Raw genomic sequence first — 24254 nt, 5'->3', positions numbered from 1 at the left:
GAGCCGCTATCCATTAACTTGGGAATTAACCCAGGGTGATGATGCCGGTTGCAACGGTCGAGCCCGAAGCAACGTGGTGACCAACCAGCACAATGCTTTCAAACGCGGTGGTGCCCGCAGCGTCGGTATCGTAGGTAACGATCGAATCGGCGCCGTTGGCAGCGAACGTGAAGGTACCAGCTGCGGCGTCGTACGTACCGTAGGTGATCACGATGGCGTTGTTCGTACCTTGGAAGGTCGAGCTGCCGATCGTTGCGGTAGCTGCACCAGCCACGGCAGCGATGCCGGACAGGTCGATCATGTCGCCAGCAACAGCACCTTTAACGATATCCAGGTTGGTGGTGATCACCGAAGTCTGGGTTACGGTTGCGTTGTTGGAGCCGGAGTCGAGAGCTGCCACAACCACTTTCGAGGTTTTGCCCGACAGGGTGATAACGTCAGCACCGGTACCGCCGGTGATGATGTCGTCGCCAGCGCCGCCAACGATGGTGTCAGCACCTGCACCGCCGTTGATGGTGTCGTTGCCAGCACCGCCGGTGATGACGTCAGCGCCTGCACCTGCGTTCACGGTGTTGTTGCCAGCACCGGTCACGATGGTGTCAACACCAGCACCGCCGGTGATGGTGTCGTTGCCAGCGCCGGTGGTGATGCTGTTGGCGTTGGTAGCGGTCGTCACGCTGGACAGGTTCACGGTGGTAGCCGTTGCGCCGCCCACGAAGGTGGTAGCCACGTCAGCAGCGGTCGTCACGGACACAGCACCTTTGGTTACAGCCGAGGTGTTGATGTTGTTCAGAACGGTGCTGCCGGTCAGGGTCACGGTCGCGCCAGCATCGCCCGAAACAACCAGTTTGGTTGCTTTGTCAGCGGTGATGGTCGCGGTGTGAGCGATGCCGGTTGGGGTGGTTGCGGTGTCGTCGGACAGCAGGTTGATGGTTTCAACGTCGGACACGGTGATGGTGCCGCCAGCAACAGCAGCTGCGCCGGTCAGTTTGATGTTGAATACATCGCTGGAGCCGGTGGTTGCGCCGGATACGCCAACGGTGGTGGTTACCAGGGCAGCGGTTGCTTCCAGGGTGCCGCCAGTGGTGAAGCCGTTCAGAACCAGGTTACCGGTGCCAGCTGCGCCAGCCGAAACAACGTAGTTGGCGTTGCCCAGGTTAGCCAGATTGATGGTGTCGGTCTGAGCGGTTGCCACTTGGCCGATACGCACTTTTTCGAAGCCGGTGATAGCGGCGCCGAAGGTGGTGGTAGCGGATGCGGTTTCAGCGTCAGCTGCGTTCGTGAAGAACAGGGTGTCAGCCGTACCAGCGCCGCCATCCAGTTTGCCGCCGGTGCCCAGAGCCGACACGCCCACTTCAACCAGGTCGTCGCCAGCGCCCAGAGCGATGGTTTTGGTGGTTGCGCCAACCAGGATCGAGTCAGCACCTGCACCACCGGTGAAGGTCACTGCATTACCCAGCACGGTGCCCAGGGTCACGCCAGCGGTGTTGGTGACAACGATGTCGGTCGCTGCGGTCAGGGTTTGAGCGGTCAGTTTCACAGCTGCGTCACCGCTGATGTTCACCTTGGTCGCGCCTGCGGCGGACAGGGAAGCAATGGTCGACGCGGTGGTGGACGACTTCAGGTTCAGAGTCTTGTAGTCGGTGTCCACGGTCACTGCGCCGGTGGTGGTCAGGCCAGCAACGTTCAGGTCCAGCGAGGTAACAACCGGGGTGGTCAGCGCGCCAGCGGTCACGGTCAGGTCAGCACCGGTGCCAGACAGGGTCAGCGAGGTCAGCGCGCCCGAGTTCACGGACGATGCGGCGCCGAAGCTGCTGATGGTTGCCGAAGCGATGGTACCGGCTTTGGTGGTGCTTGCCGAGTTTGCATCAGCGATCACAACTTGACCGTTAGCCACGCCCGAAACAGCGGCAGCAGCAGCCACTGCGGCGGTCTGGGTTACGGAAACCGACTTGGTGTCAGCGGAGCCGTTCACGGTGATAATGCCACCGGTGATCAGGTTGTTCACTGCGCCAGCCAGGTTTGCCGTCACGTTTACCGACGTACCGCCGGTCACGTTGATGGCAGCAGCGGTGCTGGTGGTTGCGTCGGATTTCTCGCTCACGGTCACAACAACTGCGCCTTTAGCCGCAGTTACGGTGCCCACGTTCACGGTAGCAGTGCCGGTCACGCCGCCAACTGCCAGGGTCACGTCTTTACCGCCTTGCACAGCAACGGTACCAGTAGCGATGGTGCCGGTGGTAGCAACCACGTTGGTGGTGGTAGCAGCAGTCACGGACAGCGCGCCAACGCCGTTAGCCGACAGGGTGGTCAGGCCGGTCCAGTCGGTGGTGTTGGTGGTTACGGTAGCAGCGCTTACCAGGTTTGCGGTTTCGATGTTCTTCACAACAGTGTTCACTGCGGTGGTCGTATCGATTGCGCCGGTGAGCGTGATGTTCAGCGTGTCGTTGCCAGCGCCGCCATCGACGATGTCCAGCGAGGTCAGGCCCATCGTGTTGGTGGAGGTGTTGCCGATGATGGTGTCTTCACCTGCAGAGCCCACGAACGCGGCGCCGGTGTCAGGACCAGCGGTCAGGGTGATGGTCTTGGCAACGAAGTTAGCTGGCAGCAGGTCAGCAGCTGCTTTAGCGGCGTTGGCTGCAGACACTGCGGTACCAGCGGCGGTAACGGCGGCGGTAGCAGCAACCAGTGCGTCAGCGGCAGCTTTGTCGTCGGTCGTGACGGCGGTTGCTTTGGCGGCAGCGTCGTATGCGGTAGCAACGACCAGAGCGGCATCAGCAGCGGTTTTCGCAGCAGCGGCAGCGGTCACTTCCGCAGCAGCAGCAGCGATAGCGTCGTTAGCGGTTGCGATCGAGGTGGTTGCAGCAATTTTCGCAGCGGCAGCAGCGTGAGCATCGGTAGCGGCAGTTGCAGCGGTGGCAGCAGCAGCAGCAGCAGCAGCGTAAGAAGCAACGCTGTTGATCACGGTAACGGTGCCTTGTGCGTCAGCAGCTTTAGCAACAGCGGTGGTTGCAGCAGCAGCAGCGGTAACAGCAGCAGCGTCGTCAGCGGTCGAAGCGGTCTTGGCGGCAGCAGCGGTGAATGCGTCAGCAGCGGTCTTAGCAGCGGTAGCGGCAGCGGTGGCAGCGTTGGCAGCGACAGCAGCGTCAGCAACAGCCTTGGTCAGGTTGGTTGCGGCGGTCGCAGCAGCGGTGTCGTCCGTAGCAGCGGCAGCAGCAGCAGCTTTAGCAGCGGTTTCTGCAGCAACGGCGGCATCAGCGGCAGCGGTGGTGAAGGCCAGTTTGGCGTTAGCGGCGGCCAGCTTGGTTACAGCGGCGTTGTAAGCAGCTTCGTCGTTGGCTTTGGCAGCAGCATCGCGCTCAGCGGTTGCAGTGGTAACGGCTGCAGCAGCTTCGGTTTTCGCGGTGTTGGCAGCGGTAGCGGCGGCGATAGCCGTATCAGCATCGGCAGCCAGTTGGGTTGCATCGGTCTTGGCGGCCAGGGTGTTCGCAGCAGCCAGAGCGGTTTCTGCGGTTGCAACAGCGGCAGCAGCGGTAGCGGCGGCGGCAACTTTAGTGGTTGCTTCAGTGTTGGCGGTGGCAACAGCGGCTTGAGCGGCAGCCGATGCTTTCACGTCCGGACCTTGCAGTTCAGCGTAGGTGTTGTTCAGGTTAGCGATTGCGGTAGCCGCGGTCGCTTCGCTGGTAACACTAGCCAGGTAGGCCTTGGCCACTGCCAGGGCTGCGGAACCGGAGTAGGCCAGGATGCCGCCTTCGGTCAGCAGAATCTTGTTGGTGAACTCGCCAGCGGCGCTCACTTTGGCGTTGTAGGCGTCCAGGTCGGTGGTGCGGGCGCCGGCAGCGATCACCTTAACGATGTCAGCCAGGGTTGCTTGCTTGTTCAGCAGCACGTTTGCCCAGTACAGCAGACCGCCGGAGTCAGCGTTGTGACCGAACAGGTTCAGGTAGATCTTGTTGATGATGACTTCTGGAGCCAGCTCTTTACCCGTTGCATCCTGGTAGTTCTGACGGTATTCCAGGGAAGCCGCGCCACCGAAGCCGGTTTTAGCGATTTCGTCAACGATAACTGCAACGCTTACGCCTTTGGCGACAGCGGCTTCGATGACGCCGTTCCAATATTGCAGGCCAATTGGGTCCGCCGGACGGTTGTAGTAAGCAACATACAGTGCTTGAATTTGTGCGTTGTACGCAGTAGTAGCCATTCTAACTAACTCCTAAGGGATGTTGAATAAGGTTATTTGCAGAACACAACGGCGGCCGCTGCAATCTAACGTACCGAATAATCGCAGAGGAACACGCCGCTCGATGTGACAGCCATCACAAAAATGTTCACTTTCCTCTGTTTGATAGTAAATATTTCACCAACAATTTAAACGGCGGGTCATTATCTTGGAAGATAGCTTGAGATGCAAGGATGAGGCGCGGCGTTGACCAAAAGAAAATTTGCGGCCAATTTCCCTTATCTTGCCGCCATCTTTTCATTTACAGCCATCTTTACAAAACCATCCGCCAAATGAAAACGGCCCGGATGAGAAAACCATCCGGGCCGTTTATAACACAGCAAGTTTATCTGGCTGCGCCCGCTAGGCGATTCCAGTAGGTAATGCCATTCACGGTGCGCCCACCCCCAAGGCTGGCATCGAACATATAGGCCGCGCTGCCGCCATTGGCATTGCTGAGCACACCCGTGACCAGCATGTTGTTCGGTGCGACCCAGATCGCATCTCCGGCAAAACGTCCGTCACTGAGCACGGTGCCGGTTGATTGCATGCGGAAGCGGTCGCTCGGGCTGACCAGATCGAAATTCGACGCATAAGTCCGGTTGTCAAAATTAAACTGCAGCGTTCCGTTTTCCACTTTGGCGATCACCGTCTGTATTGCAGGATCGGAATTGCGGATGGTTCCCTCACCTCCCGCCAGCGTAAACGCCACCTCGCCGCGCTCCGGCACCACATAATTCTCACCTGCGGTCCGCATCAGCGCATAATCCCGGCCGCGCTGGACCAGTTCGCTATTTTTCGCCAGTTCGTTGGCGACATTCACCGTCACCGTCTGTCCGGCCAGCGATGCCCAACGCCCCCACACAATGGCGCTGACAGGCTTAGGCGGATCCACCGGCAGCACTGGGTCTGGCTTGGGTTGCACTTCCGTCACCGGCGGCACCGTCACAATCGGTTCGTCTGGCGTGTCCGTCCCTTTCCCCCCGGGGTTCAGGTTGGCAGCCGCCTTCTGTTGTAAATCCGCAGTCTTTTGCGCATCCAGGCTGGGCTGTGCCGGCAAGGTCGAGGTGGAACCACCCTGCTTGGCAGGCTCATCCGGGCGGGGTGGTGCGATGGCATCCGGCGTTGGATTGTTCGCTTCCGGCAACAACTGTGGCGTAGCCTGGCCACGGCGGTATTGCAGCAGCATACCTTTTTGGTTAGCAAACAGTTCACGTGCCGCCGAACCTTCGCAAGGACCGGCGCCATCCGGACGGCAGGCGCCATCAAAGCCGCTCAGCGTGACACCACCGGACAACACCGTCACACGCGTGCTTTCCTGGTCGGCCGCCACCACGAAATCCGTTCCGCGCACGCCGATGGCAGCCACCGGCGTATTGAAGCGGAAATTCTGGCGCGCCATTTTGACGGCCTCCCCCGACTGGCTGCGCGCCACGCCGCTCAACAATTCCAGTTTGACACGGGTATTGGCGGGATTCTTCTTATCTATATAGTAGGTGGCGATGCGGGCCTTGGTGGACGGCCGCAAAATGAACAGGCCATTGTCGGCTGTCTGGATATAGATAAACCCGTCCTTGCCGGTGACCAGCATGTCGCCTTCCTGCACGGGCGCGTTCAGGATGGCGGCGCGGTCGGAAACCTGCGCCGAACCGGCAACATAAATGATCCTGCCCGCTTCCGCGGCATGAGCAATGTTCATGGCAAGCGCGGCCAGCGACATGGCGGCTGCAGCGTAGATGTGACGTAACATGGTCTTCCCCTTTTGCGGCAATTGTCCGTTAAGTGACAGACAAACTCCGTGATAGCTATCACATTCTCACCGAAAACATTTACCTCCGCCGAGGTCGTTACACTTTGTAGCAAAGGGTGCCTGCCGTCAGGCAACCAGCTATACTGTCAGATCATTTGCATTTCTTTAATTTAATTCCACCTTGAAGCAAGCGCTCGCATTCCTGGCCAATCGCTTACCTGCCTTGCCGCCCGCCGCTGTCCGGGGCGCCATCGCAGTGGCGGCGCTGGGCCTGGCGCTGTGGACCCAATGGCTGGTGGTGCCGGGCGCGTCAATGCTGGCCGATGAATGGCTGCGCGACCACTATATACAATGGCAGCGCAGCGATGCGCCGGAGCCGCGCATCCTGGTGGTGGACGTCGATGAAGCCAGCATGGCCGAACTGGGGCCATGGCCATGGCCACGCGCCCGCCTCGCCGATTTGGTGGAAACCTTGTTAACCACCTATTCCGCACGCGGCGTGGCGCTCGATATTGTGTTGCCCAACCCGGGCGATGCCGAAGGCGACACCCGGCTGGGCATGCTGGCCCGCCATGGCCCGCTGGTGCTGGCGCAAGCGTTTGACTACAGCCCCAGCCGCCCCTGGCTGTTGCGCGAAGGCCAGCTGGGTGGCGCGCTGTCCGGCGCCGACGCCCGCCGGCAAGTGGCGTTTGCCACCGGTTACCTGGCCAACCAGGCCGCCTGGGGCGACGCGCCGCACGTCGGCAACATTGGTTTTATTCCCGATCCGGATGGCGCCCTGCGCCGCGTGCCCCTGTTGACGGCCTACCAGGGCAAAATCTATCCGGCGCTGGGCCTGGCGCTACTCAATTGCTGTGGCGGCGGCTTGCCGCAAGCGCCGGACGGCTTGCTCCGGGTTGGCTACCAGCGCGACTGGACCGCGTATACCGTGGTGTCGGCGGCGGATATCCTGGCCGAACGCATCGTGCCGGACAGCGCGGCGGGACGCCTGGTGCTGGTCGGCTCGTCATCGCTGGGGCTGGGCGACCGCGTCACCACGCCATTTGCCGCCAACCGGCCCGGCCTGGGCGTACAGGCCGCCATCCTGTCGACCTTATTGGACATCAAGGACGGCGCCGCCCCCGCGCAGTGGCCGGGGCGCTGGATCGGCAGTTTATATGCGCTGCTGTGCGTGGGCATGGCCGCATGGGCATTGCCGCGTCTGCCTGCGGTGCTGGGCGTCGGCATGCTGGCCGCGCTGACCGCGGCCTGGCTGGTGCTGGCGTATTTCATCGCTCCGCACGACAGCCGTTTTTCCACCACCGGCCCGGTGGCCACCAACTTGTTCCTGCTGGCGGTCGCCGTCCCCTACCATTGGCAACTGACCCAGCGCAAATCGCGCCATCTGCTCGACACGCTGCGCCAGTACGTTGCTCCCGCCGTGGTCGAACAATTGCTGCGCAGTGATATCGAGGATCCGCTGGCGCCGCGTCAACTGGAAGTCACCACCCTGATTGCCGACATGGAAGGATATACCACGCAAGTGGAATCCTTGCCGGTGGCCGACGCCGCCAAACTCACGCGTGATTTCCTGGAGTGCCTGACCGGCCCCGTGATGGCCACCGGCGGCACGCTGGATAAATACACGGGCGATGGCCTGGTGGCCTTCTGGGGCGCGCCACTGCCCAATACCGCCCATGCCGACTTGGCGCTCGATGCGGCGGCCGCCATCGTGCAGCAGGTCCGGCAATTCAGCCGCATGCGTGAAGCGTCGGGCTTCCCCCCGCTACGGGTCCGCATCGGCATCGACAGCGGTCCGGCATTTGCCGGCGACTTTGGCACCGGATTCCGCAGCATCTATACGGCGGTCGGCGACAGCGTCAACACGGCGTCGCGGCTGGAACAGGCGGCCCGCGACTATCCGTACGACATTATCATTGGTGAAGGCACGGTGACCCACGCCCGCCGCCACGAATTCCTGTCGCTGGGCGAACGCCGGCTGCGGGGCAAGGAAAAATTGACTACTTTGTACACTCTGGACGCCCATATCGCCCCGCCGGAGGTGGCAGCGTGAGCCACAACCGCCTATCCTCGCGCAATGCGACGGCAATTGCCGCCATGCTGGGCGCATTGACTTGCTTACCAGCATATGCCGAGCAGCAAACCACCGCGGTCAGCGAAGCCGATGTGTTATATGACCAGGCGCTGCAATCGATCGCGGAAGGCCGCAAGAACGACGCCAACGCCACCTTGCAGCGCGTGATCGATATGGCGCCGTCGCATGCCGGCGCCTGGCTGGAACTGGCGCTGCTGCAATGCAGCCTGGGCAACCAGGCGCAAGCGGAACGTTTATTTTCCGTCATTGAATTGCGCTTCGACCCGCCGCCCGGCATTGTCCAGCTGATCGCCAACACCCGCACCGCCGGCTGCGCCGGTGCGCAGCCAGTAAGCCAGTTCGGCATCACGATATCGCGCGGCATCGACCAGAATGTCAATCAAGGTTCGACCCGCGACCTCGGCGTGGCCCTGGACCTGTCGCCCGAATTCCGCCCGCAGCACGACCAGTACACCATGTTGTCCGGCGAATACCTGCGCGACCTGAGCGCCAATGGCACCATGGGTTTCGTGCAATTCCAAGGCCGCCACAATGATTCGCTGCACAAATACGACAGCGGCGCCCTGTTTGCCGGCGCGGAAGCGCCGTGGCGCCTGGGCGACTGGAGCGTGCGCGGCACCGCGCTGGCCGGCTTTATCACGCTGGGCGGCAAGTTTTACCAGCGCCAGTACCAAGTGCAGGCACGGGTCGGCCCACCCGTGCCGTTGCCTTACAGCCTGCAATTCCACGTGCTGGGCGGCTTGACGCACGCCAGTTACGTCACCCTGCAAAATTTCGATTCCACCACAGGTGAATTGCGGGGTATGCTGAGCAGGCGCAGCGGCAACACGTCCGTCAACGCCAGTGTTGGTGTGCAGCAGGACCAGGCCGCCGGCGACCGGCCCGGCGGCAACCGCCGGGGCTGGTCGTCCAGCCTGCAGTGGCGGCATCGTTATGGCAGCGGCATCACTGCCGACCTGGGCTATAACGTGCAAGCGTGGAAAAGCAACCTGCCCTACGCGCCAAGCGTGATCGAGCAAGTGCGCGACCAGACCACGCACGTGCTGCGCGCCACCTTTATCTATCCGGTGACGCGTAACCAGAACGTGGTGCTGGAAGCACGGCAAGTCATCAACAAGGAAAACATCCCGATCTTTCAGTACAATAACCGCCAATTGCAATTAAGCTGGCAGTGGCAGGGTCTGTGAACGGTATCACCGGCAGCGCACCGGCGATCGGAATAGACACCATGGAATTAATCGTATTTATCGGCGCCACGCTGGCCCTCGTGGCCGGCTGCCTGGTGCCCAACAGCTGGCTGCCAGCCCGCATGCCCAACGACAAGTTGATGCATTTCGCAGCCTTTTTCGTACTGTCCCTGCTGGCGCTGCAAATCGCATCCGACCGCAGGGAAAGCGCACTCTGGCTGGGTGGTCTGCTGGTGGCCGGCTGGCTGATTGAAGTTTTGCAAAAATTACTGCCCGACCGGGGCTTTTCGTGGCGGGACATCGCAGCCAATGCAGCCGGCATCGCGACTGCGGCCTTGTGCTCCGCAGTGATTGGCACCATCTGAGATACCATTACGGTATTCCTACTCCCTTTTCTTGGATCGCATGAAGTTGACCAGCTCCACTCTCAATGATAGTTCCGATGCAGCGGCCGCAGCAGCAACGCCCGCATCGGAAGAGCGTACGCTGCAGATCCACTTGCGCAAAATTCCGCTGCTGGCCGAACTGACGGATGAGGAAGTCACGCGCGTCAAAGCCGAAATCCGCATCCGCCAATACGCCAAACGCGAAGTCGTGCTGCACAAGGGTGGCAGCGGCGACGGTTTGCTGTTCCTGCTGGCCGGGCAATTGCAAGTGATCGACGTGACCGAAGACGGCCGCGCCATCGGCTTGCGCATGCTGGCGCCGGGCGATTTCTTCGGCGAGATCGCCCTGATCAATAACACCACGCGCTCCGCCTCGGTGGTGGCGCTGACCGACGTGCTGGTCGCCTTCCTGCCGGCCCCGACGGCCATGCATTTGTTTTCGCACTGTCCGTCGGTGGCGCGCCAGATGCTGCAGCACTTGGCGCAAAAGATCCAGCGCGACTCGGAATTCCGGGCACTGCTCAGTATCAACAATACGGCCAAGCGGATTTACACCTACCTGGTATTGATGCAGAAAAAGAACCCGGATGGCACTGTGGTGGAAAACCTGCCGACCCACCAGGATATTGCCAATATGATCAATACCAGCCGCGAAACCGTGACGCGCGCGCTGCTGACCCTGGTGCAGCAGGGGATCGTGCAAAAGGAACCGCACCGGCTGGTGATTAAGAATCCTGAAGCGCTGCAAAAGCTGGTGCAGGGCTAGCCCCGAAATTTCCATATAGCAACTTGTTACATCTGTAGCAAGTCCCGCCAGTGCAGTACGGTATAATGCCGCCTCCTACCAGTTTTCCAGACTGCGCCGCTTGATCCGCGTCGCATCAGTATTTCAAATGACAGTTTCAGCAGCAGGCTTGCCGCCCGCATCGCGGGAGGGGGCATGATTTCGGGCATGATGATGCGGGCGCTATGGTCGTACCGTGGTTTTGTCATGGGCAGCGTCCGCCGTGAATTCCAGGCCAAATACCGCAATACCATGCTGGGCGCCGCCTGGACCGTCCTCAGCCCGCTGGCGATGATCCTGGTCTATACGCTGATCTTTTCGCAAGTGATGAAAAGCCGCCTGCCGGGCGACACCAGCCAGTATGGCTACAGCATTTATTTGTGCGCCGGCATCCTGACCTGGGGCTTGTTTTCGGAAATCCTCGCGCGCGGCCAAAACATGTTCCTCGAGCATGCCAACCTGCTCAAGAAAATCAGCTTCCCGCGCATTTGCCTGCCTGTCATCGTGGTGCTCAATGCGCTGTCGAACTTTGGCATTATCTTCGGCCTGTTCACCGTCTTCCTGCTGGCCTCCGGCCAGTTCCCCGGCGCGGTCTTCCTGCTGCTGATCCCCGTGATCATCCTGATGATGCTGCTGGCGATCGGCCTCGGCATGGTGCTGGGCGTGCTGAACGTGTTCTTCCGCGACGTCGGCCAGTTCTTCACGATCTTCCTGCAATTCTGGTTCTGGCTGACGCCGATCGTGTACCCATCGTCCATCATTCCGGACGGCGTGCGCGACGCCATGGCGTACAACCCGATGGCCGCGCCAATCAAGGCGTGCCAGGACATCCTGGTCACGGGCCAGGCGCCGCAGTGGGCGTCGCTGGCCGGTCCCACCGTGCTGGCCGTGCTGCTGTGCGTACTGGGTCTGGCGCTGTTCCGCCGCCGCGCGGGTGAAATGGTGGATGAACTCTGATGGGATCGATTACTGTCGCCAACCTGGGCAAGGCCTATAAACAATACCCGGCCCGCTCGTCGCGCCTGCGCGAATGGCTGCTGCCGTTCCAGGGGCCGCAGCACAAGCTGAAGTGGATCCTGCAAGACATCAATTTCCACGTCGCGCCGGGGGAAGCCGTGGGCCTGATCGGCATTAACGGCGCCGGCAAAAGCACGTTATTGAAACTCATCACCGGCACCACCCAGCCGACCACGGGTTCGGTCTACATGGAAGGCCGGGTCGCGGCCCTGCTGGAACTGGGCATGGGTTTCCATCCCGATTTCACGGGCCGCCAGAACGTCTACATGGCCGGCCAGCTGCTGGGCATGAGCGTCGATGAAATCACCGCGCTGATGCCGGAAATCGAAGCGTTTGCCGAAGTCGGCGAATACATGGACCAGCCAGTGCGCGTGTATTCGTCCGGCATGCAAATGCGCGTGGCGTTTTCCGTCGCCACCGCGCGCCGCCCCGATATCCTGATCGTCGATGAAGCGCTGTCGGTGGGCGACACGTATTTCCAGCACAAGAGTTTCGAGCGCATCCGCCAATTCCGCCGCGCCGGCACCACCCTGCTGCTGGTGTCGCACGACAAGCAGGCCATCCAGTCGGTGTGCGACCGCGCCATCCTGCTCGACGGCGGCCGCCTGTCGCGCGAAGGGCCGCCGGAAGAAATCATGGATTACTACAATGCGCTGATTGCCGACCGCGAAAACAGCAATCTGCAATTGCTGTCGCGCGATGACGGCAAGGTGCAGGTGGTGTCGGGCACCGGCGAAGCCACCGTGTCGCATATCGCGCTGTTGGACGAAAACGAACAGCCGGTCGAAGTGATCGACGTGGGCGCCACCGTGACCTTGCAGGTGACGGTGCTGGCCAATGCGCACATTCCGCGCATGGTGCTGGGCTACATGATCAAGGACCGGCTGGGCCAGCCGATGTACGGCACCAATACCGACTTGCAGCAATTGCCGCTCGACGATGTGCAGCCGGGCGAGTCGAGCGTGTACCGCTTCCGCTTCAACGCCAACCTGGGCGCCGGCACCTATTCCGTGGCGACCGCCATCGTCAGCACGGAAACCCACCTGGTCAACAATTATGAATGGCGCGACCTGGCGCTGGTGTTCACGGTCGTGAACATGCGCCGCCCCTACTTCGAAGGATCGGCGTGGATCGAGCCGACCATTGAAATCAACCGCGCCTGAACCTAGAGCATTGCCATGACCTTCATTTCTTATTCGCAGAATTTCGAAGACGTGCTGCTGTGGCGCGCGCTCGGCCACGTTCCCAACGGCTTTTATATCGACGTCGGCGCCAACGACCCGGAACTGCATTCCGTGACCAAGGCGTTTTATGACGCCGGCTGGCATGGCGTCAATGTCGAACCGATGCCGTCGTACCGCCAGCCGTTTGTCGAGCAGCGTCCACGCGACATCAACCTGACCTGCGCCGCCGGCGCCGAACAGGGTGAAATCACCTTGTTCGACGTGCCTTCGATGAATGGCTGGGCATCGACCGACGCCGCCGTCGCGAAGGAACACCGGGCCGAGGGTTACGACGTCACGGAAGTCAAGGTTCCGCTGCGCACGCTGGCCGAGATTTGCGCGGAACACGTGACCGGTGAAATCCACTTCCTGAAAATCGACGTGGAAGGCTTTGAAGGCGAAGTCCTGAAAGGCATGGATTTCCAGCGCTGGCGCCCGTGGGTGCTGGTGATTGAAGCGACGTTGCCAGGCCAGCGCACCACCAACCACGGCACCTGGGAACACCTGGTGCTGCCGCACGGCTACCGTTACGCGTACTTCGACGGTTTGAACCGCTATTACGTGGCGGACGAGCACGCGGAGTTGCTGGCCGCACTCGACATCCAGCCCAATGTGTTCGATGCCTTCATCACGCACCACCTGGACAAGGCGTGGGCCAAAGGGAAAGACCTGTCGCAGCAAGTCCAGGATGGCTGGCGCCGTATCGACCAGCTCGACGGCTATGCCAAGGAACTGGCCGGCAATCTGGACCAGTCGCAGCAAGACAATGCAACGCTGCAAAACACGCTGGCGGCCGAGCAGGCCCACAGCGCCAAAGTCGCGGACGAACTGCTGCAAACGCAAGTCAGGCTGCACGCGCTGGAAGCGCGCACCGAAGCGTTGCAGGCCACGTTGAACAGCACCGACGCGTGGGGCAAGGACCTGGAACAGCGCCTGCTGGCCGTCTATGCCAGCACCTCGTGGCGTATCACCGCGCCGATGCGCTTCATCATGCGGCGCGGCGACAACAGCCCGGCCAACCTGGTCAAGCGCAAGGCCAAGGGCGCGCTGCGGCGCGGCTTGAAATGGCTGACGTCGCGCGAACTGCTGCGCCGTGCACTGTTGCCGGTGATCGTCCGCTCACCGTGGCTGCAACAGCGCGTGGCAGCCACCCTGGCCGCAGCCAAGAGCGCCGCGGCGCCCGATGCGCACGCGGCGCCGGACGTGCCGGAATTGCTGCGCGAAATGCCGCAATCGGCGCGCAACGTCCTGGCCGACCTGCAACGCGCCTTTGAACAACCAGCGAAACACTGAACATGCGCATCGTCATTGATTTACAAGGCTGCCAACTGGATGCGGCCATCGCTTCCGCTTCTGCCACTTCCGCCGCCGCAGCCCCGGCATTGGCGCTGGTCAGGGCACTGGCCAGCGCCGCCGCGCAGGCCGGCCACTGCATCATTGCCGCGCTCGATGGCCGCCATGCCGACAGCATCGATGTGCTGCGCAGCGCGCTGAAAGCCGAACTGGGCGACTTGTTGCCGGCTGCGCGCGTGGTGACGTATACGCTGCCGGGCGGCGGCAGCGGCAACTGGCCGCGCCATGCGGCGCGTGAAGTGCGCGCGGGCTTTTTCGCGTCACTCGGCGCCGATGCCGTGGTGCTGCCGCTGCGCCCCGATGGCGCGTATGACCACGCGCTGCTGGACCCGGTGCCGGGCGTTGTCAATAGCGTGTGGCTGTATCGCGGCGAAGGCGCCGCCCGCCATGCGCCGCGCCTGCAAACAGTCGTCAACGGTGCACAGTTGGCGCTGGCCGCCGACGAGACGGCGCAAGCCACCCTGGCGGCGCTGGGCGCCGATGCGGTACTGGCCATGGCCAATGCGGATGGCGCGGCGGTGCTGCTGCATCAACTGCATCAACTGCATACTCAACCGCAGGCACAAACCGGCATCACGGCGCAACCTGCGAGCCGCCCGCGCCTGGCCTATATCTCGCCGCTGCCGCCCGAACATTCCGGCATCGCCGATTACAGCGCGGAAGTGCTGGCGGAAATCGAACAGCATTACGATATCGAACTGGTGACGACGCCGGGCGCGGGCCCGGACGCTGCGCTGCGGCGTTTCCCGCAGCGCAGCGCGGAATGGTTCGACCAGCACGCCGCGGAATACGACCGCATCGTCTACCACTTCGGCAACTCCAACATGCACAAGCACATGTTCGGACTGCTGAAGCGCCATCCCGGCGTGGTGGTGTTGCACGACTTTTATTTGTCCGGCGTGCTCGACAACATGGAGCGCGACGGCGACCAGGCCAATGCCTTCATGGATGCGCTGTATGCGTCGCATGGCCACAGCGGCCTGCACTATCACAGCCAGCACGGCCGCAATCCATCGATCTGGCAATTCCCGTGCAACAAGGAAGTGCTGGACCATGCGGCCGGCGTCATCGTGCACAGCGATTTCTCGAAACGCCTGGCCGAGCAATGGTATGGCCCCGGCGCCGCCGACGGCTGGCGCACCTTGCCGCTGCTGCGCGGCCAGGGCGCCGCTAACGATCCAATCGAAGCGCGCCGCGCGGCCCGCCAGGCGCTGGGCGTGGCCGACGATGAATATATCGTCAGCACGTTCGGCATGCTGGGCAGCACCAAGCTGAATGACCGCCTGCTGGAAGCGTTCCTCGCGTCGAACCTGGCGCGGGATACCAAATGCCGCCTGGTGTTCGTCGGCGCCAATGATCCGGGCCCGTACGGCTTCGACCTGCAAAAGCGCATTGCCGACAGTGGCCTGGGCAACCGCATCCGCATCACCGGCTTTGCCACCGCGGCTGATTATGCGCACTGGCTGGCGGCCAGCGACACCTCGGTGCAGCTGCGCACCAAAACGCGTGGCGAAACCTCGGCATCGGTCCTCGATTGCTTGTTGCACGGCATCCCGACCATCATCAATGCCCACGGCGCGTCGGCCGATTTGCCGGCGGACGTGCTGGTCAAGCTAGAAGACGAGTTCACGACCGACGAGATGGTGCGGGCGCTGGAGTCCTTGCATGGCGAGCCCGAACGCCGCGCGCAACTGTCGCAGGCGGCGCGCGCCTTCATCCGCGCGGAACACAGCCCGGCCCACGTCGGCCGTCAGTACGTGGAAGCGATCGAACACTTTGCGCAGCGCAGCGGCCCGGCCGTCTACCGGAACATGGTGACGGCGCTGGCCGCGCCCGGCGCGCCACGCCCACCATCGCAAGCCGCACTGCTGGACCTGGCCGCCGCCATCGCGCACAACCGCACCCAGGCCGGCCAGGGCCGCCGCCAGTTGCTGGTCGATATCTCCGCGCTGGTGCAGGCCGACTTTAAAACCGGCATCCAGCGCGTGGTGCGCAGCATCGTGCTGGCCCTGCTGAAAAACCCGCCAGCCGGCTACCGCGTGGAGCCGGTATACAGCCAGGGGCTGATGCGCCCTTACCGCTACGCGCGCCGCTTTACGTCCGGCATGCTGGGCGGCCAGTTCGCGCCGCAGGCGGCGGACTATGGCAAGACGCTGGAAGATGCGCCGGTCGATACCGGCGCCGGCGACATGTTCCTGGGCTTGGACCTGGCCGCCAATTCGAATATGCAAAACGAGGCGCTGCTGCTGGACATGCGCCGCCGTGGCGTGGCGATCTGGTTCGTGGTGTACGACTTGCTGCCGCTGCTGCGCCCCGAATGCTTCACCTATGGCACCGACAAGCACTACGGCGACTACATCAAGAGCATGACCACGGTGGTCGATGGCATCGCCTCGATTTCCCGCGCGGTGTCCGATGAAGTGGCCGCATGGCTGGCCAGCCATCCGAACCGCCGCGCCGCGCCGGTGCAGCTGGGCTATTTCCACCTCGGCGCCGATATCGACGCCAGCGCCCCGTCGGCCGGCCTGCCGGCCAATGCCGAGCGCGTGATGCAGGCGGTGCAATCGGCCCCTACCCTGTTGATGGTCGGCACCCTGGAGCCGCGCAAAGGCCACAGCCAGGCACTGGCCGCGTTTGAATTGCTGTGGCAGCAGGGCGTCGACGTCAACCTCGTCATCGTCGGCAAGAATGGCTGGCTGGTCGAACAACTGGTCAAGCGCCTGGAACAGCACCCGCAGCGTGAACAAAAGCTGTTCTGGCTGCCGGGCGTGTCCGATGAAATGCTGGTCAAGCTGTATGACGCGTGCGCCGCGCTGCTGGCACCCTCCGAAGGCGAAGGCTTTGGCTTGCCGCTGATCGAAGCGGCGCAAAAACACTTGCCAATCATTGCGCGCGGCATCCCGGTGTTCCACGAAGTGGCGGGCGAACACGCTTACTACTTCGACGGCAAGGAACCGCAGGCGCTGGCTTCCGCCATCCATCAATGGCTGGACCTGCATCGCGCGGGCAAGGCGCCGCAATCGTCCTCGATGCCATGGCTGACGTGGGAGCAAAGCGCGCAGCAATTGATGGACGTGACGGTGCACGGCAACCACCACGGCAGCCACGAAGTGGGCGAGGTCGCACCGCAATTGCTGGTCGATGTGTCGGCCGTGGCGCGCGACGACCTGAAAACCGGTATCCAGCGCGTGGTGCGCGCGCAATTGTCGGAATTGCTGCGCACCCGCACCACCGCGTATCAGGTGTTTCCGGTGTACCTGACCGATGAAGGCGGCCGCTGGCACTACCGCTATGCGCGCCGCTACATCCACCAGATGCTGGGCACCGACAGCCATGGCGTGATCGACGAGGAAGTCAAAGTCTCCAGCGGCGACGTGTTTTACAGCCCGGACTTTTTCCCGCGCGCCGTGATCGAAGCAGCCCGCAACGGCGTGTATGAACGCTGGCGCGCCCAGGGCGTGCGCGTGCATTTCCTGATCCATGACATCTTGCCGGTGTTGCGCCCGGAATTCTTCCCGCCGCGCACCGACAGCGAATTCGGCCAGTGGCTTGCCACCGTCAGCGCCAATGCCGACCGCCTGATCTGCATCAGCGGCGCCGTCGCCGACGAAACGCGCAACTGGCTGCAACAGGCCGCGCCGCAAGCCACAGTGCCGCCGATGGCGGTGGTGCACCATGGCGCCGACATTACCGCGTCGGCGCCGTCCACCGGCTTGCCGGACGATGCCGCCGCCGTGCTGGCCAACCTGTCCGCCGCGCCATCGTTCCTGATGGTCGGCACCATCGAGCCGCGCAAGGGCCACTTGCAGGCGCTCGATGCGTTCGAACAGCTGTGGGCGGCCGGCCTTGACGTGCGCCTGGTGATCGTCGGCGGCGAAGGCTGGAAGGGCTTGCCGGACGGACAGCGCCGCACCATCCCGGCCATCATTGAGCGGCTGTCCGGCCATCAGGAACTGGGCAAGCGCCTGCACTGGCTGCCTGGCATCAGCGACGAATACCTGGACCAGGTCTATGGCGCTTCGGCCTGCCTGCTGGTGCCGAGCGAAGGCGAAGGCTTTGGCTTGCCGCTGATCGAAGCGGCGCGCCACGGCTTGCCGCTGATCGCACGCGACATCCCGGTCTTCCGCGAAGTGGCGCGGGAACATGCGCTGTACTTCAGCGGCAATGGCGGCGCGCAGTTGGCGGCGGCCGTGCAAGAATGGCTACAATTACAACAATCCGGCCAGGTGGCGGGCAGCACCGGCATGCCGTGGCAAACCTGGGCGCAAAATGTGGCGGTGCTGACGGAAACGCTGTTTCCCAAGGCCGCCTGACACATTGCAGCCTGAACAAGAAGAGTAACTTATGTCCGACGCCTACCCTCAACTGACAATGCAGCAGCAGCAGCGCGGCGCCAGCCGCGCCGGCGAACCGCCGCTGGTGGTCGACCTGGACGGCACGCTGATCTACAGCGACATGCTGTGGGAATCGCTGCTGCTGTTCTTGCGCATGCATTTCTGGCAAGCGTGGCGCCTGCCCGTGTGGCTGTTCCTGGGCAAAGCCGGCTTCAAGGCCCGCATTGCCGCCATGGTGCAGCCGCATCCGGCCCACCTGCCCTATGACCGCGAATTGCTGGCCGACATCTCCGCGCAATACAGCGACGGCCGCCGCATTGTGCTGGCCACCGGCAGCCAGCGCGCGCTGGCCGAAGGCATTGCCGCCCACCTGCAAGTGTTCGACGAAGTGCACGCCACCGACGGCGCCATCAACCTCACCTCCAGCAACAAGGCGGGTGCGCTGGTCGAACGCTATGGCGCGCGCGGCTATGATTACATCGGCAATTCGCACGTCGACATTCCCGTGTGGGAAGCGGCGCGCCACGCGTATTCCGTCACCACCCGCCCGTTTACGCTGGGCGACGGACGCAGCACCGTGCGCATGGGCGCCGAGCGCAGCGAGCCTTTGATGGCGCTGGCCAAGGCCATGCGTCCGCGCCAGTGGCTGAAAAACCTGCTGGTCTTGCTGCCGATGCTGGGCGCGCATGCGCTCAACCTGGAAACCCTCACCCAATCGCTGCTGGCCTTTATCGCGTTTTCCCTGTGCGCCTCCAGCGCTTACCTGTTGAACGATGCGCTCGATGCGCAGGACGACCGCCAGCACCCGATCAAACGCAAACGCCCGATCGCGTCCGGCAAATTGCCGCTGCCGCTGGCGATGGCGGCCAGCCCGCTGCTGGCCATCGCCGCCATTGGCCTGTGCGTGGCCTTCGATCCGGTGCTGCTGGCGGTGGTGCTGGTGTACTTTGCCAGCACGCTGGCGTACTCGTTTTACCTGAAACGCATCATGATGGTCGATATCGTGGCGCTGTCGCTGCTGTACACCATCCGCGTGCTGGGCGGCAGCGCCGCCACCGGCATCACGCCGTCGTTCTGGCTGCTGGCGTTTTCCTTCTTTATTTTCCTCAGCCTGGCACTGCTGAAACGCTACAGCGAACTGTATAACCTGAAGCGGCGCGGCAAGGAAAAAACCAGCGGCCGGGGCTATACCGTCGAAGACAAGGCGCCGATCGCCATGATGGGCATTAACGCCGGCTTTTTGTCGGTGGTGATCTTCATGCTGTACTTTAATTCCAACGATGTACTGGCGCGCTATCAGACGCCGCCGCTGTTACTGGGGATCGTGCCGCTGCTGGTGTTCTGGCTCGGCCGCCTGTGGACCCTGGCCTTCCGTGGCCAAGTCAACGAAGACCCGGTCCTGTACGTCAGCAAAGACCCGGTCAGCCTGGCCACCATCGCCCTGTCGGCGCTGTTGCTGGTGGCCGCCACTTATTGAGCAACTTTTTATGAATCCTTCCGTCATCGGTTTCCTGTGGTGCGCCGGCGCCGCGTTCGCCAGCGCCCTGTCGACGTACCTGATCAAACTGTCCGGCCAGGCCGGCGCCGACTGGAACGTGGTCCGCCTGGCGTGGCTGGGCAGCGCTTGCGCCAGTTATGGCCTGGGCTTCGTGTGCTATTCGATCGCCCTGCAAAAAATGCAAATCAGCCTGGCCTACCCCGTCATGACCGCCATCACGCTGACCCTGGTGACCCTGACCGGCTACGCGGCGCTGCAGGAACCCATGTCGGCCGCCAAGGTGGCCGGCATCGTGCTGGTGGGCGCTGGCGCCTTCCTGCTGGCGCGTTGACCGGGGAACCGTGTTGACGACCCTGCCTCCGGCCATCGCGCCGCAATCATTGATGCAACAGCGTTCCGGCTGGCGCACGCTGCTGCTGGTGCTGGCCGTCGCGCTGCTGGTGCTGATGGGGGTCCGCAAGGGCCGCCTGATGGGCGACTCCACCGAATACCTGCTGATGACCGCCGCCATGGCGTCGCACGGCAGCGTCGACATCCGCCAAACCGATATTGCCCAGGTGCGCGGCCCCATGGGGGCGCATATGAAGGTGCACCTCGATGCGCTGGAACAGGGCTTGAACGATCCGGCCATCGCCGTGCCATTGCCGGGCTTTTACCGTGGCCTGGACGGCAAGGTCTATGCGATTCACTTCTCCGCCTATTCCGTGCTGGCGGCCGCGCCCTATAAATTGTTCCAGCTGACCGGCATCAATCCCGTCAAGTGCTACCAGGTGGTGAACCTGGCGCTGGTGTTCGTGCTGGGGCTGGCGCTGATGCGGCTGTTCGGCAGCGCGCCCGCCGCGCTGGCCGGCGTGGCGCTCTATATGCTGAGCGGCGGTATCCTGTACTGGAACTGGAGCAGCCCTGAATGCATGAGCGCCGCCGCCCTGCTGGCCGGCTTCGCCTGGTATTGCAGCGGCGCGCCGATCCGCGCCGGCCTGATGATCGGCCTGGCGTCGCTGCAAAATCCCAGCATCGTCCTGACCCTGGCCGCACTGCCCGTCCTGGCGTGGTGCTTGCAACCCGGCATGACGCTGCTGGACGGTATCAAAGCCACATTGCGTCCGCGCACGCTGGCCGGCTTGCTGCTCGGGGGCGCCTTGTTCGCCATACCGCTGGCCTATAACCTGCACACGTTCGGCGTCACCAGCATCATTGCCAAAGTCGGCACCTCGAAGGAATTGATCGGAAGCGGCCGCCTGCACTCCCTGTTTTTCGACCTGAACCAGGGCATGATCATCGCCATCCCGGCCGTGGCGGCCATGCTGCTGTTGTGGGGCTGGTTCGCCATGGACCGCGCGCAGCGCAACCGCAATGCACTGGCGCTGTTGCTGTGCAGCGTGCTGGCGGTGGCGTACTCGATTCCCGCGATGATGGTGCATAACTGGAATTCCGGCGCGGCCGGCGTGATGCGCTACGCGTTCTGGTGCGCGATGCCGTTCATCTTCCTGCTGCTGTGGCGCCTGCGCCAGGCGGCGCGCTGGCCGCGAGCGCTGCTCGCTGTTGTCCTGCTGGTGCAGACCGCCGCCATGGTTGCGGCATCGCGCTACCACGAAGTCGAGTTCGGTCCCATTGCTTCGTTTGTGATGCGCCATGCGCCGCGCTGGTACAACCCGGAACCGGAAATCTTTGCGGAGCGCGCCAGCGGCAAGGAAGACTACAATGTCGACCGCCAGCAAGTGTATGCCTACCGTGTCGATGGCGTTGCCATGAAAGTCTTGTACCACGCCAGCCTGCCCGATGTTGCGGCCGGGCTGTGCGGCAAGGGGCAGGCCGCTGCCGGCGGCGCCGGACTACAGCGCGGCAAGGACGGGTGGATGTATATGAATGGCCCGGTGCGTTGTGTGGCCCGGGTCAACGTCACGCCGGAGCATTTCACCAGCGGCACGGTGGTCATCAAGGGCCACGGCTGGAGCGTGCTGGAACAGGCGCCCGGTCAGCCCGGCGGCATGTGGAGCGTGGGCGACTCATCCGGCTTGCAGGTCGCCTATCCGCAGCCGGGCGCCTACACCCAACTGGTGATCCGAGGCCATTATTTCGAAGGCAACCAGCGCACCCGCGTCATCATCAATGGCCAGGACACCGGCTGGCATAACTTGCAGGACGGCGCCCCGGTCACGATCCCCGATGCCGCCCGCACCAATACGCTGCAAGTGGAATTGCGCCACCAGGCGCCGCGCAGTCCGGGCGCAAACGATGGCCGCAAACTGGCGCTGTTCCTGCAGCAGACCGGGGTGCAGTAAGCCGCCGTGACCGCCGGCGGCGGCCCTGGTACGACCTCCCCCATGAACGGAATTTTTATTTGAGCACTTTGCCTCCATCCCTCAGCCTGCCAACTCCGTCCCGCGCGGGCGCGCGCCACCTGCTGCTGGTCCTGGTCCTTGCCATACTGGCCCTGCTGGCGGGACGGCGCGCCAACTTGACGGGCGATTTTGCGGAATACCTGCAAATGACGGTATCGGCCGCGTCGCACGGCAGCACGGAAGTCCGCGCCGACGATATCGCCGCCATGCGCGGCTTGTTGCCGCCTGAGCTGACGGCGCACCTGGACCAGCTGGAAGCGTACCGGCGCGATCCGGTCAATACGCCGATGGTGCCCGGTTTTTACCGTAGCCTGGACGGCAAGGTCTATGCCATCCACTTCCCCGCCTATTCCATGCTGGCGGCCGTGCCGTTCAAAGTGTTCCAGTGGACCGGCCTGCCGCTGTTGAAATGCTACCAGGCGGCCAACCTGGCCATACTGCCCGTGCTGGCGATGGCATTGCTGCACCTGTTCGCATCCGCGCCGGCCGGCGGCGGCGCCTTGCCGCGTAGCGGCCATGGCGCCGTACCGCGTAGCGGGAATGGCGCTGCGCTCAGGGCCGGAACCGGCGTGGTGCTGTTCATGCTGTGTGGCGGCTCGCTTTACTGGAACTGGATGGGCCCGGAATTCATCAGCGCCGCCGCGCTGCTGGCCGGCCTGGCCTGGTATTGCAGCGGCGCCCCGCTGCGCGGCGGGGCGCTGGTCGGCCTGGCCGCCATGCAAAACCCCAGCATCATCCTCACCCTGGGCATCATGCCGGTGCTGGCCTGGAGTTTGCAGCCGGGACTCGGCCTGCGCCAGGGGGTGCTCAATACACTGCGCCCGCGCACCTTCGGCGGCTTGCTGCTGGGCGGTGCGCTGGCGGCCACGCCGGTGCTGTTCAACCTGCACGTGTTCGGCACCCCCAGCATCATTGCCAGCATCAGTACGGCCGCCAGCATGATGAACCCGGGCCGCCTGCATTCGCTGTTTTTTGATTTCAACCAGGGCATGATCGTGGCCATTCCCGCTGTCGCCGCCATGCTGTTGCTGTGGGGCTGGCGCGGCATGGCGCGGCAGGAACGCCGCCGCCGCGCGCTGGCGCTGCTGCTGTGCGCCGTGCTGACGGTGGCGTACGCGATCCCGGCGCTGACCGTGCATAACTGGAATTCCGGCGCGGCCGGGGTGATGCGCTACGCCTACTGGAGCGCCATGCCGTTTGTCTTCTTGCTGCTGTGGCGCCTGCGCAGCGAGGCGCGCTGGCCGCGCGTACTGCTGGGCGGTGTGATGGCGCTGCAGGCGGTGGCCATGGCGGCCGGCACGACCTACAGTGCCGTGGAATTAAGCCCGGCGGCGAAATTCGTGCTGCACCGGATGCCGAGGCTGTACAACCCGGAACCGGAGATTTTTGCCGAGCGCGTCTCGCTCCGCGACGACTTCCACGCCGTCAGCATGAACGTGTATGCACTGCGCGACGACCACCGCATCTGGAAGGCCATGTACCACGACACCAATCCCAACCCGCTGGGCAAGCTGTGTGGCGCCGGTGAAACGCTGAGCGGCGCTGGCGCCACGCGCCGCCGGGGCGACTGGATCTACATGGATGGTCCGATGCGCTGCGTCACACGCACCACCGTCACGGTGGATCAATTGTCCGCCGGGCCCTATGTGTCGGCCGGCAGTGGCTGGAGCGTGCTGGAACCGGCCAGCGGCGAGTCGCCGGGCGGCATGTGGAGCACCGGCCCCGTATCGCGCCTGACGGTCGCTTACGCGCAGCCCGGCATGCATGCGCATATTGCCCTCCGCGGCCGCTACTTCGACGGCAACCGCCGCACACGCGTGGTCATCAACGGCGCCGACATGGGTTACGCCGACCTGCAGGCGGGCGAAACCGTGGCGATTCCCAACGCCACCACCACCAGCGGCCTGCAAATCGAATTGCATCATGAAGCGCCGCGCAGTCCGGGGGCACAGGATGGCCGCAAGCTGGCCCTGTTCCTGCAACAGGTCAGCCTGCAATGACACGCCCTGCGCCAGGGTATAAAAAAAAACCGCGTCCAGTTCACACTGCGACGCGGTTTTTTTATC

Annotated in this window: 14 protein-coding genes; 12 read left to right on the top strand and 2 right to left on the bottom strand. The window is 63.4% G+C overall.

Features of this window, described 5'->3' with window-relative positions; translation table 11 throughout:
• Positions 1-25 precede the first annotated feature (25 nt).
• Positions 26-4201: a hypothetical protein gene (locus AC1RRC_RS18705; protein WP_493057031.1), complete on the bottom strand. Its 4176-nt coding sequence runs from the start codon at positions 4199-4201 to the stop codon at positions 26-28.
• A 364-nt stretch (positions 4202-4565) separates the two neighbouring features.
• Positions 4566-5969 (bottom strand): FecR family protein, encoded by a 1404-nt coding sequence (locus AC1RRC_RS18700; RefSeq protein WP_493057030.1) that lies wholly within the window; start codon positions 5967-5969, stop codon positions 4566-4568.
• 181 nt (positions 5970-6150) lie between these two features.
• Here AC1RRC_RS18700 and AC1RRC_RS18695 point away from each other — a divergent pair, with 181 nt between their 5' ends.
• From AC1RRC_RS18695 to AC1RRC_RS18640, 12 genes are all read left to right on the top strand, one after another.
• A complete protein-coding gene (locus tag AC1RRC_RS18695; RefSeq protein ID WP_493057029.1) occupies positions 6151-8022 on the top strand; it encodes a CHASE2 domain-containing protein in 1872 nt (623 codons plus the stop codon).
• Positions 8019-9251, top strand: a complete 1233-nt coding sequence (locus AC1RRC_RS18690) for a tetratricopeptide repeat protein (RefSeq protein ID WP_493057028.1) — start codon at positions 8019-8021, stop codon at positions 9249-9251. The genes AC1RRC_RS18695 and AC1RRC_RS18690 overlap by 4 nt, the downstream gene beginning before the upstream one ends.
• Positions 9248-9616 carry a VanZ family protein gene (locus AC1RRC_RS18685; protein WP_493057027.1) on the top strand — a complete coding sequence of 123 codons (369 nt, stop codon included), beginning with the start codon at positions 9248-9250 and terminating at the stop codon, positions 9614-9616. Before AC1RRC_RS18690 ends, AC1RRC_RS18685 begins: the two co-directional genes overlap by 4 nt.
• Before the next feature lie 40 nt (positions 9617-9656).
• Positions 9657-10403 (top strand): Crp/Fnr family transcriptional regulator, encoded by a 747-nt coding sequence (locus AC1RRC_RS18680; protein ID WP_493057026.1) that lies wholly within the window; start codon positions 9657-9659, stop codon positions 10401-10403.
• 174 nt (positions 10404-10577) lie between these two features.
• Positions 10578-11378, top strand: coding sequence for an ABC transporter permease (locus AC1RRC_RS18675; protein WP_493057025.1), 801 nt, complete (start codon positions 10578-10580; stop codon positions 11376-11378).
• Positions 11378-12601, top strand: coding sequence for an ABC transporter ATP-binding protein (locus tag AC1RRC_RS18670; RefSeq protein WP_493057024.1), 1224 nt, complete (start codon positions 11378-11380; stop codon positions 12599-12601). Before AC1RRC_RS18675 ends, AC1RRC_RS18670 begins: the two co-directional genes overlap by 1 nt.
• 15 nt (positions 12602-12616) lie before the next feature.
• Positions 12617-13954, top strand: a complete 1338-nt coding sequence (locus tag AC1RRC_RS18665) for an FkbM family methyltransferase (protein WP_493057023.1) — start codon at positions 12617-12619, stop codon at positions 13952-13954.
• Between the two features lie 2 nt (positions 13955-13956).
• On the top strand, positions 13957-18327 hold the full coding sequence (locus AC1RRC_RS18660; protein WP_493057022.1) for a glycosyltransferase: 4371 nt from the start codon (positions 13957-13959) through the stop codon (positions 18325-18327).
• Positions 18328-18358: 31 nt separating this feature from the next.
• Positions 18359-19825, top strand: coding sequence for a UbiA family prenyltransferase (locus AC1RRC_RS18655; RefSeq protein WP_493057021.1), 1467 nt, complete (start codon positions 18359-18361; stop codon positions 19823-19825).
• A gap of 10 nt (positions 19826-19835) precedes the next feature.
• Positions 19836-20177, top strand: a complete 342-nt coding sequence (locus AC1RRC_RS18650) for an SMR family transporter (RefSeq protein WP_493057020.1) — start codon at positions 19836-19838, stop codon at positions 20175-20177.
• 13 nt (positions 20178-20190) lie between these two features.
• On the top strand, positions 20191-22128 hold the full coding sequence (locus AC1RRC_RS18645) for a hypothetical protein (RefSeq protein WP_493057018.1): 1938 nt from the start codon (positions 20191-20193) through the stop codon (positions 22126-22128).
• Positions 22129-22187: 59 nt separating this feature from the next.
• Entirely contained in the window at positions 22188-24188 is a 2001-nt protein-coding gene (locus tag AC1RRC_RS18640) for a hypothetical protein (protein WP_493057017.1), read from the top strand.
• Positions 24189-24254 lie beyond the last annotated feature (66 nt).

Source organism: Pseudoduganella sp. GW821-FHT12E03 (assembly GCF_058807115.1).
This window is presented reverse-complemented; position numbering and strand designations above follow the sequence as displayed.

Bases quoted from the DNA above. Each gene is read 5' to 3' on its own strand.
- AC1RRC_RS18650 (WP_493057020.1), top strand. From the start codon at position 19,836: ATGAATCCTTCCGTCATCGGTTTCCTGTGGTGCGCCGGCGCCGCGTTC.
- AC1RRC_RS18665 (WP_493057023.1), top strand. From the start codon at position 12,617: ATGACCTTCATTTCTTATTCGCAGAATTTCGAAGACGTGCTGCTGTGG.
- AC1RRC_RS18700 (WP_493057030.1), bottom strand. From the start codon at position 5,969: ATGTTACGTCACATCTACGCTGCAGCCGCCATGTCGCTGGCCGCGCTT.
- AC1RRC_RS18655 (WP_493057021.1), top strand. From the start codon at position 18,359: ATGTCCGACGCCTACCCTCAACTGACAATGCAGCAGCAGCAGCGCGGC.
- AC1RRC_RS18675 (WP_493057025.1), top strand. From the start codon at position 10,578: ATGATTTCGGGCATGATGATGCGGGCGCTATGGTCGTACCGTGGTTTT.
- AC1RRC_RS18680 (WP_493057026.1), top strand. From the start codon at position 9,657: ATGAAGTTGACCAGCTCCACTCTCAATGATAGTTCCGATGCAGCGGCC.
- AC1RRC_RS18660 (WP_493057022.1), top strand. From the start codon at position 13,957: ATGCGCATCGTCATTGATTTACAAGGCTGCCAACTGGATGCGGCCATC.
- AC1RRC_RS18670 (WP_493057024.1), top strand. From the start codon at position 11,378: ATGGGATCGATTACTGTCGCCAACCTGGGCAAGGCCTATAAACAATAC.
- AC1RRC_RS18705 (WP_493057031.1), bottom strand. From the start codon at position 4,201: ATGGCTACTACTGCGTACAACGCACAAATTCAAGCACTGTATGTTGCT.